Raw genomic sequence first — 12,120 nt, 5'->3', positions numbered from 1 at the left:
CCAAAAAACACGCCGCGGCAGCCCTTGCCAAACAACACCAAATCGCCTAGCGTTCAACATGACTCGTTGATCACAACGCGTGAACCACGCCCGATCCGAAGTCCACCACTCCACGGGACGCTATCCAGCCCCATGACGATCGACCTGCGGGTTAGAGCGAGTCAGCGAGCATCGCCCGACATGGTTACCGACGGAAGTGCCGCTACCCGGGACGCCAAAATGACCGAGCCTCGACACCAACTTCCAGGCAAGGCGATTCGCGTGAGCCGGAACCACGATGCACGCATCGATCTCGAGCCTAACGAGCTCCCGGACATGATCTACGGCGCCAACGGGCAGAAGTTCGTCCAGGAGTTTCGGCCGAGGTACATCACTGCCACGTGGTCGGTCCGCACCCTCATCGAAATCAGGATCTGGGGACCGCGAGTGCTCCAAGACGGCTCGCTGGGGAAACGTTGGCTCGACCACCGCTGGACGACACCCCGTGCCACCGGCTCGGTCAAGTACACCGTCTGCCACCATCGGTCGCCCGTAGGCTGCGGGCGTGTGCCGTCGAGAACGGTCTTGACGAGGAGCCCCCTCTAGATTCCGAGTCGCCGCGCCAAATCCGGTCCTCCCGCCTCGGCAATGAAGTCGGGGTCGCCGCACACGACGAGTTGGTCGCGGGCCCGCGATAGCCCGACGTAAAGGCGTTCTCGTGCCCGCTCGGACGGGCCCCGCGCGTCGACGACGAGCACCACAGCGCGACGCTCCAAACCCTTGAACCCGAGCACGTGGCCGTAGAAGACCTGCTCGGCATCCCAGAAGCTGTCCCAGTAGGCCTCGTTACCGGCGGCCTGGCGGGCCACCTGTTCGGGGTGACGACTGCCGGTGGCCAGCAGCGCGACGTCTTCGGGACGCCAGCCATCGTTCAACAACTTCTCGACCTGGTCGTCGCCGACGCCCATCGCCTCGGAGGAGCCGCACGGGAGAAACGTCACCTCGGGACCGTCCGCGCCCAGACAGCGGATCGGGTGGTCGACCAGCGGCCGGAACGTGGCGGCGATCTGGCGGGTGTTGCGCAGGTTGCGATCCAGCACCAGGGGCACCAGCGGCACCGGCGGGGTGCCCTGCCGATCGAACACCCGCTGGCCCTCATCGCTGAACACGAACAGCCCGCCGGTCTCGGCATCCCGCAAGCACGCCAGCACCGGGTCCCACCAGCTGTCGGCGAAGTCTTGAGCCTCGTCGACCACCACGGAGTCGAACCGCTGCCCTTCGGCGAGCCCCGCTGCCAGCTCGGCCATCTGTTGGGGAAGCTCATACTCCCAGAACTGCACCGAGTCCGGGCTGCGGACCGACTCATCCGGGCCGTCGGGCGCACCCCAGCTCACACCGAGAGAGTGGAACTCGCCGACGTAGGCCGGGCGTTGCCGGCGCGGCCAGGACGCGGTGATGCGTTTAAGGTAAGAAGCCAGCCCGTGCGAATAGCACAGCAGCGCAACCCGTTGCCCCCTCGCCGCCAGCCGGCGCGCCTGCTCCACTGCCAGAAACGTCTTTCCGCTGCCGGCGCTGCCACGCACCTCGACACGGTTCAGCTGCCGGATGGCCTCCAGAATGACGGCCTGCTGTTCGGTGAGCGCATCGCCGGCGTCGTCATTGGCCAACGCCCGCGCGACCACGTCGCGCTGCGGCAAGCCCCGCCCGCCCAGCACGGTCCGAAGCTCGTCGATACCGGACTGCTCCAGTAGTGGACGACCCAGCTCCTGGCGGATCAGCACCTCCCGCAGCCGAGCCACCAATTTCGGCATGCCGTTGCGGTCGACCACCTTCCAGCGGGGGCACTCCGGCAACGCAAAATCGTTAGACAGCTCGGTGTGCGGCAACGCCACGACATGATCCCAGCGCAGCCGGCGCATCGTCCAGCGCGGATCGGCCTCAACGTAATCGCGTAGCGCGTAACACGCGTCGCGGACCTGGCGCACCGGCTCAATGTGATATGCCTTGCCGCCGCGGAGTTGGCGCCAGCCACCACCGTCGTGCCAGACCTCACCGCCCTTGACCTCCACGCAGACGATGCCCGCACCTTCGATCGCGACGACGAAGTCGATCTCGTGATCTTTGAGATGGTCGGTAACCCGCTGGCCCACGAAGATTACGTCCTTGTCCTGCAGCTGGTCGACCAACGCCTGGTGGACCTGGCGTTCGGCGCCGTTGGCGAAGCGGGGATTCGCGGGAATGGTGATGGGCATGTCAGGCCGTCAGCAGCGCTGTCAACATGTCCGCATCGGTCTCACCCAGCGGAAGAACCTTATAGCCATCGGCTGCCAACGAGCCATCACGCTCCGCATCAGATCCATCGACAAGAACGACCTTGCGCAATGGCCACACAGCCTCGATAGGCCAATAGCACTCCCCTAACTCAACTCCGACCTGCGGTTCCGGGCAGCCGCGACGCGCCAATTCTGAAAGTAGCTGCTCGACGTTCTTCGGAACTAGTTCCAAGGATGTGCCCCAGCCATCGGACACATCGCTCCGAAACCCCGCTAAGCGAAGGGGTTCGAACACCCTGAGGGCACGATCGCGAGATAGCTGATCATGGAACCGGCCATTGCGGTGGGACCGGAGACAGCCATAGCACGACGTCTCCGGTCCGCAATCACACGTCTTCACGCGGTCGACCGCCGCATTCAAGACCAGCTCCACGTTCTCCGCGATCTTCATCGCCGCACCCGCCCCAGCGGGGACGGTGTCAAACAAGACGAGACTCCGACGCCCATCGCTGCTCCAGGCCAGCGCACCGTCGATGTCATCGCGGCTGATTTCCAGCGCCTCCGACGCCCCGCCCAGCAACGCGTACAGGGCTGAACGCCATTCTGATTCCACGATGGTGTGATATTGCGGTCCTTTGAAGGTGAATTCAGCGACGTCTGTTTGGTATTTATGCCCCAGCGATACGACCGTTAGTGGCCCGCCGCAATCTTGGCCGGTGGTCGGCCGTTCATGCTTACGCCGCGGCCTCCCACGGTCGAACACGTCGGCCCACCCGCACCAGTCGCACACATGGAACCCGGCCCCGGCACCTTCGGAAATCACCGCCATACTGGCTCGCTTACCTGCGCGTGCTGCCACCTCGACGCCGGATTCCGATCGCCAGGTCACGGTGTTGACCTCATCGCCTACGTCGACGACGAAGCTGGCTCCGTTCCATCGCCGCTCCGGTGGGGCGGTCCCTAAGTCGTGGGCTTCACGGTCGGCGACGAAGCCGAACTCCGGGATGACGAAGGTGCGAACAGATCCAAAGGAACCTCCGCACGTCGGACACGATTCCGCCGGATCCAGCGTCCGGCCGTGCTGAAGCCGCTGGCACACCTTACATATCCGGTACTCGAAGCTCTCGAGTTCGCGACCCGGAAGCCGGTGCAGCCCGCGAGACATCCACACCTTGCCGCCGGCCACGATTTCGTTTCCCGGCGCGTACTCGTAGATCGCGAGGCTGAGGTCGCGAGCCAGTTCGAGGCTGCGGCCGACCGGTTGCGCGGAGTGAACGGTGCGTAGTTCAACGGTGTCCACCGGGAACCCGTATTTCGGCAGGACGTTCCTGCTCGCGAGAAACCCGAGCAGTTGCCGCTTCTCGATGGTGTTCAGCGTTTTCTGGAGTCTGTCGCTCAGACGGAACTTCCGTTCCCGGGCCGCTTCGTCCATCGCTGCGGTGAACGTCTTGATGTCTTCGCAAACCTCTTGCCGAACCTTGTCCAGCAGGTCGCACAAGATCGGAACCCACCGATCATCGTCGACACCGATGGCCTCCGCTAGTGATTCGGGCAGAACCTCGTGCAGAGCAGTTTTGATCTCTGCGGGAACCGGTGTCAGGTAGGCGCGTACTCGCGATGCCGGCGCGTCTTGCCCCTCGGGGCCGGGCGCAAAGAACTCTCCGGCGTGTTTCCACACTGATCCGGCGGTTTCCGCGCAGTGTCGGAAAAACGCCGCTAACGCCACCGAGTGGGCATGCCGGCGCGCGATACGTCGATTGTCGATGGGCACCCACGGCACCCGCATCTGCCCGGCAATCATGGATTCTGGATTCTGATATTTGGCCAAGTCATGCGAGGTGCGGTTGGCGTATGTCAGCACCAGTGCAGCTGAGGACGCACGACGGCCGGCACGCCCGGCACGCTGAATGTAGTTGGCGGTTTTGGGCGGCATGTTGCGCATCACCACTGACTGCAGATCCCCGACATCCACACCGAGTTCGAACGTCGTTGAACAGGACAAGACGTTGACCTGGCCTTTGATGAATTCGTCCTGAATGGTCGCCGCTTGCCGTGCATCCCATTGCGCGGTGTGTTCACGCGCCGACAACGGTGCCGCAGCCATCGTCTGATACATCACGCGATAGTGATTGGTGTCAGTGGCGACATCGGGGATGGTCAGGTGTTGCAGCTGGCCTGGACATGAAGTGTTAGGACAGACTCCGCGTACCGAAAACGCGGTGGTGTGCCGGCACACATCGCACTGATACCAGGTGCAATCCACCCCATTGTGGACCATGAGCTTGCGATGGTTGACCTGGTAGACATCCCGCGACATCTTGTCAGGAACGAGGACCACAAACTCTTGGTCGAGCAGATATTTCCAACATCCCTCAAGGATCTTCCCTGGATCCGCATCCGAAGATATCGCGGCTAAGGCCTTCTTCACGAAAGTAATTCGCTTGTTCGTCGTGCCAGGCCGGCCGCTTGGCAGCCAGCTCATGACCTTCCTGGCGGCATCTGACCCGAGCGAACGGATCCGGACCGTGACGTTACGCGGCGCGAATCGTTCGGATTTGATGTCGACCTCGTCAAGGAGAGTCATGGCGCCCTGCACCCGCGCCGTCTTCACCAGTTCGTCGAGCAGCGCCCAGCCTTCATCGTCAGTCAAGCCAAGAGCGGTCAAACCTCTTGGCAGCGAGCCACCGCTAGAACGATGGAGCGCGACCCGCATCAGCCCCAGCCCTTCGAGCGACTGGCGCGCATCCATGGTCAGCAACTCGCCAACGACCCATTCGTTGGCGGCCTTTTCTTCGGCGATCCTCCCCATATCCCGAGGGAAATGGCCTGCTGCAGTTGCTTTCTTGCGAGCTAGGATGGCCAGATCGTCAACCGTCAGATCCTCATCGCAGTACTTCTTGTCCTGGAGTGCCTGTGTCAGGTATCGACGTTCAAGCAGCCTGCCGTAGGTGCGGTCCAGATACGGTGCCGCGAAGGCGGCGGCTTGACGAGAGTCGGAGAACATCAACAATTTCCGCCCACCGCCGACCTCGGCAACCGACTCGTTATCGGCCTCGGGCAGTTCCTGGTAGAGCGCCGTGGTGATGACGGCCGGCGCGGCGTTGGTATCGGTACGAAGCCGACGAATGACTTGGCGGGCCAGTGCCCCGCATTCCGTGCAACGGCTCATGACGCGGGTAGTTCTCGGATGTTCTCGGACCCGTTTCATCGGTCCGCCAGGGCATTCAGGCGACGAGCACATCGTTTCATTCGGGCTGGTCAGTTGCCCGCATCCTGAACAGAGCCAGCGAAGGGCCAGATCTGTGTTCGCTTGTTCTTCGCCAAGGGCCGACTCGTCCTCGTCGATGACGGTGTCACCCTCGCCGTCGACCAGAACGAGCCATTTCACCGACGCGTCGGCCTGAGTGGACGGCCGAAAGTACTGGCGGCCCTCCATGTCGTCGACGTCGCCGGCGAGGTGGACGGATCCGCAGCGCTGACAGGTGCCGAACTCGAAGACGGCCCTGCCGGTATCCGGGTCGATTTCCCTTCTGCCTAAGAAGATCCGCGGGCCCTCGTCGGCAAAACTGACGAATGCACCCTCGGTCGCCCGAACGAACATATGGTACCTGGCGGACAGCACCGGATTGCCCGCCGAATCGCGAATCCGACTACCCAAAGCGACGAGGGCATTGAGTTTTTTCGCCGATCGCGGGTCATCGGGCCACAAGGTGGACTCCAGGAAACGGACATCGACCGGCGCGCCGGCCAGTGCGGCCGTCAGGTCTGTGGTCAGCTTCTCACGGTGGAGTGCGTCGGCGGGGTCCTCGGCGCCACTGAGTTCCTTGAGTTCCGAGAGGTCCGACTGGCCGCCGCCGAAACGTAGCAGTTGCTCACCGCTGAGCGACCAGGTCGGTTTGGCCCGGCGTCCCTGGCGAGTTGCAGTGACGAGATCTTGGCGATCGGGATCGGACTCGATGTACTCGAACTCGGCATTGAACAGATTGCGCGCAAATTTCATCGCCTCGCCGGGCGCCTTGTCGGGCGACGTACCGGTCAAGGATGCAGAGGTCGCAATGCACTGCAGCGAATTACCGCGCGCCACGCGCTGCCGGAGGCGACGCAGCAGCATCGCCACCTCCGATCCCTGGGCACCGTCGTAGACGTGGGCCTCATCGAGGACGAGGAACCGCCAAGTCCCGGCATACGGCCCGTCGAACAAATCGATGTCAGCGGGGCGCAACAGCAGATACTCGAGCATCGCGTAGTTGGTCAAGAGCAGATGCGGCGGGGTTCGTCGCATCTCTTCGCGGCTGAGAAGTTCGTTTTCCAGACGATCCTGATTGCGGTTCGTCGCATAGAACTCCGCCACCGCGTCGCGTTCGGATTCCTTGGTTTCACCGGTGTATCGGCCGAAGGTGATCTCTGGCGTCGTGGCTAGAACCTCGCGGAGCCGCTTGAGCTGATCGTTAGCGAGGGCGTTCATCGGATACAGCAGCAGTGCACGCACACCGGGGCCAAGCGTGCCCGCATCGGCCTCTCCGATCAGCGAGTTCAGGATCGGCAGCAGGAAACTCTCGGTCTTACCCGAGCCGGTACCGGTGCTAACCACCAAATTTCGTCCGCCAACCAGCTTGCGGATCGCGGTTTCCTGGTGGACGTACAGCGGCCGGTCCACCTGGAAGTTGATCCGCCGAAGTCCGGGATGAAGCACGCCCTGGTCGATGAGTTCGGCCATCGATGCCCCGGGCTGGTAGGGCGGTGTGAGTTCGAGCAACGGCCCTTTGGTCAGCAGGGTTGAGCTGTCCACCGCACTGTCGAAGGCGTGTGCCATCTCCGGGTCGCGGGGCGAGAGCAAGGTCTTCAAGTACCGCTTGTAGGTCGCTTCGATCTGCTGACCCACTGCAAGCGGATCAAGTGCGTTGGTCACGGTTGATCTCCAATAACGTCGCCAGAGCAGTAGTGGATGACTAGGGCTTCGGCGATCAAGAGGTCGGTGGCCACTAGTCGGGGACAAAGCTCAGCCAGTCGCGCCCAGGCCGACAGCATCCCGGAGTTCAAGTACTGACCGGCGATGCGCCCGTGCGCCTCCAACCTGGCCAGGACCGCCAGGGTGAGCGACTGCAGGGTCATCAGCATCCACGGGTGGCGCCGGGTATCAACACCGTCGAGCATGGTGTTGCGCAGCGCTATGGCGTCGTAGGCCAGTGGGCAGGCGCGGCGGATCGGGGCCATCGCAAACGATGTTTGTGCGGCGAACCCCTCGGACCAGCCTTGGGCCATCCAGTCCGAGCGGCGACGAAACGCTTCGACGCTAGCCGCCATCCGGGTATCGGGGTCGAGCAGCGCGCCGGGGACGAGCCGGAGCTCATCGAGTAACGCATCCACTTGGGACGGCGGCCAGCCGTCCATCACGGCCACATTCCTGGCGAAACTACCTTCCTGGACGTAATCGGCCTTGCCGAAACGCAGGGTCTCGGTGAGCTGATCCCCACCCTTGTCTTTTAGATAGGCAAGTGTTTCAGAACGCTCAGCACGAACCTCTCGTCGCTTCTGATAAAGCGCGGGCAGATCGGCCATCTCCACCATGAGACCGAACCACGGGTCGGCGTGCAGCTCGTTGAGGGTGAAGCTGGTGGCAAACGAGCAGTTGACTAACTCGGTCCGCACCAGGAGCGCCATCTTTTCCTCGATCGGGACGGTGCTGTTGCCCAGGGCCTCCAAGGCGGCACGCGGTTCGGACCGAAGGAGTCTGGTCAGTGCGGACGCGGTGCGCTGATTGCCGACGCTATCGTGATCTGGCATCGGGAAACACAGGGCGGACCACACTTCGGGCATGGTGCTCACCGACTCCGGTGGTGACCCCTCGCCGGCGAGAAAGCGCGACAGCTTCGTTGACGCATCTCCGCCGCCGGAGAACCAACCCGGTTGGTTCACGCGAATCGCGTTGGGGCCCGGCCAGCGTGGCGGCTCGACCGCCACCCAAGGATCTTCGACGAAGACTTCGCACAGTAGGGGCCCGGCGCCCACCAGGTCTTTGGGCAACTCGGCCCGATCTTCACTCAGCGATATGGCACGTGGCGGAACCCACGGCGCCGTCGAACACCAGATCTGGGCAGCCAAGTCGTCAACGGTGAGCAGACCGTGGAAGACCAGGCCGCCCGTGGAAATGTCCGCGCCCGAGCACAGCCTTGGAGGCCGAACGGCGAGCACGGTGACGTCAATCGTGCGGCCGTCCACCGTGACGAGCTGCGCCACGATGCGTCCGGTGGTTGCACTGCGGGCGGCATCGACAAACCGCCGCGTCGACTCTTCGTAAACGTCTCCGGCCTTCCGCCGAGGCCGAACCTCAGTATGGGTCTGCTCCCCAGCGGGGTTGATGAACGCGAACTGAGTTGCGACGACCCCATGGGCTCGGATCGCGACGAACCGGTCCTCACTCAACTCTTGTGGTGCGCACACATCTGCAGCGGTGCGCCATGACGCAGGTTTGCCCACCTGCCCGGTGCGGATTTCGACGTAGGGAGGACGGACGAGCAGTCCGGCGGTTTCGCTGCCGTTGGTGATCTCGATCGCCTGGTCGCAGCCGGTGGCACCAAACACCAGCCGGTCGGTCGATACCGACAGCCCCTCACCGCAGTCGATCGTCGCCGCGATCGGCGACAGGCCGTGGGCGGTCGGTATGCGCGGCGGGTTGTCGAATGCGACCGTCAAGCCTTCAGCTAGAAACAGCACCAGGCGGCCGTCGGCGCCCAGCGGCCCGGTGACCACGATCTCGAAGGTGCCCAGCTGAGGCTCGGGGGTTTCGTCGAAGGGGTCGACGTAGGTGGTGACCTCATCGGAATCCCACTCGTCGTTAACCAACCACTCCTCGCTGTCGAGCCGGCGGGTACGGATCCGCCAGGCGGCGGGTTCCCGCGACATCGGCAGCAAGACCATCGGACGTGTGGAATACACCGGTCGCCCGTCCAGGCTCTGGCAGCCCGTGACCGGTTCGCCCAGGTCGAAGGTCGGCGTGGTGTCCCGTCGAACGGGACGTCGGTGCCCGATGAGGTCGCCGTTCCTACGCAACTGGATGGCGTCGATGTCAGAAACATCGATCAGCGCACTAGACCAGCCGCGCCATCCCGCCGGCGCACCGGTCACCATCGAGGAAACGGCCTCGCCGGTGTCGGGGTCGACGAGCTCGGAGTGCTCTGGGTAAACGACCCAGATAGATCCGCGTTTGAGCATTTCGCGCTTGGCAATCCACACACCGTCGGCGGTGAACGTCATCAACGGGTCGGATTTGTCAACGGTCGGCAGTGCGAAGCTTAGGTCGCTGGCCGAGTGCCACAACAAAATCTCGCGCACCGGCTCCGCCACGGGCACCGTCGTTGGCGACGCCTGGTCCTCCGAGGAGACCCCCCACCCGCGCCGGGTGTATACCTGCTGTACTTGACCGTCGAACGACACCCGCCAGGGCGACTCTGCACCCATGCGCGGGTAGGGAACGCACACGAGCAGCTGGTCATCGTCCACCGAGTAGCGCAGCGTCGGTCGGCGTTGAACGGCGGCCCGGGTTGCTCGCCGCCCCTGCCATCCCACCGGCTTCTCGCGGAGTTGGTGGAGGAGCTCATCCAGGAGAATGTCGGGCAGCCCGGTCGTTGACGAATCCAGGTCGGACTCAAGCAGGCCGGGATCGGTGACCACGGAGTCGACGACGTCGATGATGCGGTCGAGGATGTCTACCGCGAACTCGCCACCGTAGTGAATGAAGTTGCGTACCGGGACGTCCAGTGAGAGCGTCCGGTACTGCTTGCCGGGTTCATCCAGCCACTCCATCAAGGCGGCACCGGTTGCGTCACGGCCCCGCACCAGGTGATCGTCCACGACACGTAGCAAATCGCCCAGGCAATGCACCGGGATGCCGGCGTGCATCGCGAACGTCATGACGTACTGGTGACGCGCTTCCAAGTCGGGAAAGCGGGCGAGCTGGAACTTGTCGAGCAGCGCGGCCAGACTGCGCCGCAGCGCATTCTCGAAGTCTTGGTCACGGCCCCGCCCGAGTTCGTCCCAGAACTCGTCCCAATATTTGCCTTGGTCGTAGGCGAGCGCGGCATGCCCGACCAGTGCGATCAGTGTGAGCGCCGGGTATTTCTTGATGACGTCCTGGTAGCGATACCCGCGTCGCAACATCTGGGTTGCAGCCTGGCCGTAGTGCTGCTGCACCTGGCGAATCTCGTCTGCGCTGAAGTTGGTCTCAACGACCAATGACACGGGTTCGAGCGCCTGGCGCAGGCGATGTTCCTCATCGCTCATCCATTCGGATCGCGTCCGTCCATCGACAGTCATGACCTGCCCCTATCACCATTAACTGCGGCATCGCAGCGCTGGACGGGGACCGTAAGACAAGGCACCGACATGTCGTTATGGAACGGTCGAACGCACGCGCGGCGGTACTTGGCATCCACCGCAGGAATCGAGCATTGATTGTGGATGCGGCAAAGCTATTACCTACCTGCAGATTTTCGTCAACGATGCGGCACGGAGCCGCGGTGCATAACGGAACTTATCCTGACGCTGCGAGCCCGCAACACATTCGCCAGCATGTTACCAAATTGTTACGTTGACCTGTGGGGTGCCTGGGAGGGTTCTTGCTCGCTCGTCGGACGCTACGCATATTGTGTCGGTTGGCAAGGAGGAGACGTGGCGATGAATGACCAGGGCAGGGCTGTCGTGCCAGTGTGGACGCTGGCGACGCGGGACGTCCCGATGCCACCGATTGTCAGTGGCGAGGCTATGACCGGCGAGCGGCTCGGTGAACTGCGGACGGTGCTAGCGGCGTTTGCTGAGGCCCCCATCGCCACCCTAGAAGCCCACCGGCTCCCGGAAAAACTCGACCGCAATCGAGGCCTTCATCTCGACGCAGCGAGCCCGCTAGCCACCCACCTTTCACAGCTCGTCAGCAAAACCGCGAAGTCCGCCCCTGACGCAGCGGCCGCCGCCGGGGGTGAAGTCCTTTACCGCATGGTCGTCCCCGCGAAGGTCGCCGCCCAGGTAGGCGGTGGCTTGGTCAAGCCAATGGTGTCCAAGGCTGTCCCCGGCGGCGTGCGCAGTGCATTGATGGGGTCGTCGGGAATCGCCGCACACGCCACGTTCGTGCCGGTCGCCGGGAAGGCCGCGGCTACCGGCGCCGCCGCCGGTTCTGGAGCCACTGCGGGAATTGCGGCGGCAGGCGCTGGGGCGTTGACCCTGGCCGCCCCGCTGGTGCTGATGGCCGTTGCTGTCGGGGTCAGTGCCCACGCCGACTACAAGCGCCAACAGGCGATCGAGAACATCACCGCGATGCTGGAGAAGCTGCACGACGACGCGCTCGATCGCGAGCGATTGGCACTCAACGGCTGCCGTGCCGCCATCGACAAGGCCACCAGCATCTTGCTGGACAAAGGACAGATCGGCGCCTCGTTGGGGTTGGACTCCGCCGTCTATGCCATCGATACCGCGGTGGCGGGTGCGGCTGAACGCCTCAAGAAATGGGAGGACAACCTCGACAAACTGGGCGACGGACCCGTCGAGCTCGTAATGCTTCAGAGCCAATTCGATGGGATCAGTGACGACGAAGGTGGTGTGTTCCGCGCGCATCTCGAGCTCGCCGGTCTTGCGATTGCATTGAAGAAGCGCGTCATCGTTCTGCAAGCGGTCGAGCATGCGCAAATGGATCCGGAGAACCCGTTCGAGCACTTCGTCAGCGCACTCAAGCGCGACCAGAAGGATGTTATGGGGGTAAGTCCCCTGGGGTGGTGGGGTTTCGGGACCGGGGCTGATCTGGACGGATCCCTGTTGGGGTGTGTCGATACCGGGCTTGGGGTGGGCCATCGCGTAGTGGTCAATGAGTTACCTACCAAAG

General features: G+C 63.5%; 4 protein-coding genes. 1 reads left to right on the top strand and 3 read right to left on the bottom strand.

The genetic code is table 11. The features are described 5' to 3' along the window. Positions 1-581: 581 nt before the first annotated feature. Genes BKN37_RS21995 through BKN37_RS21985 form a run of 3 tightly spaced genes read right to left on the bottom strand, consistent with a single transcriptional unit; the run spans position 582 to position 10,565 of the window. Positions 582-2,231 carry a nuclease-related domain-containing DEAD/DEAH box helicase gene (locus BKN37_RS21995; protein WP_071029076.1) on the bottom strand — a complete coding sequence of 550 codons (1,650 nt, stop codon included), beginning with the start codon at positions 2,229-2,231 and terminating at the stop codon, positions 582-584. A 1-nt stretch (position 2,232) separates the two neighbouring features. Next, positions 2,233-7,161 (bottom strand): DEAD/DEAH box helicase, encoded by a 4,929-nt coding sequence (locus BKN37_RS21990; protein WP_071029075.1) that lies wholly within the window; start codon positions 7,159-7,161, stop codon positions 2,233-2,235. Continuing rightward, positions 7,158-10,565, bottom strand: coding sequence for a hypothetical protein (locus BKN37_RS21985; protein WP_071029074.1), 3,408 nt, complete (start codon positions 10,563-10,565; stop codon positions 7,158-7,160). Before BKN37_RS21985 ends, BKN37_RS21990 begins: the two co-directional genes overlap by 4 nt. A gap of 360 nt (positions 10,566-10,925) precedes the next feature. On the opposite strand from BKN37_RS21985, the gene BKN37_RS21980 reads away from it, so the two are divergent. Beyond that, positions 10,926-12,120, top strand: a 1,195-nt coding sequence (locus BKN37_RS21980) for a hypothetical protein (RefSeq protein WP_242657326.1), incomplete at its 3' end; no start/stop codon positions are given.

The sequence above is a fragment of the Mycobacterium talmoniae genome (assembly GCF_001854525.1).
GTDB lineage: Bacteria > Actinomycetota > Actinomycetes > Mycobacteriales > Mycobacteriaceae > Mycobacterium > Mycobacterium talmoniae.
Note: the sequence above shows the minus strand (reverse complement) of the source record. Positions and strands in the feature narration are given on the sequence as shown.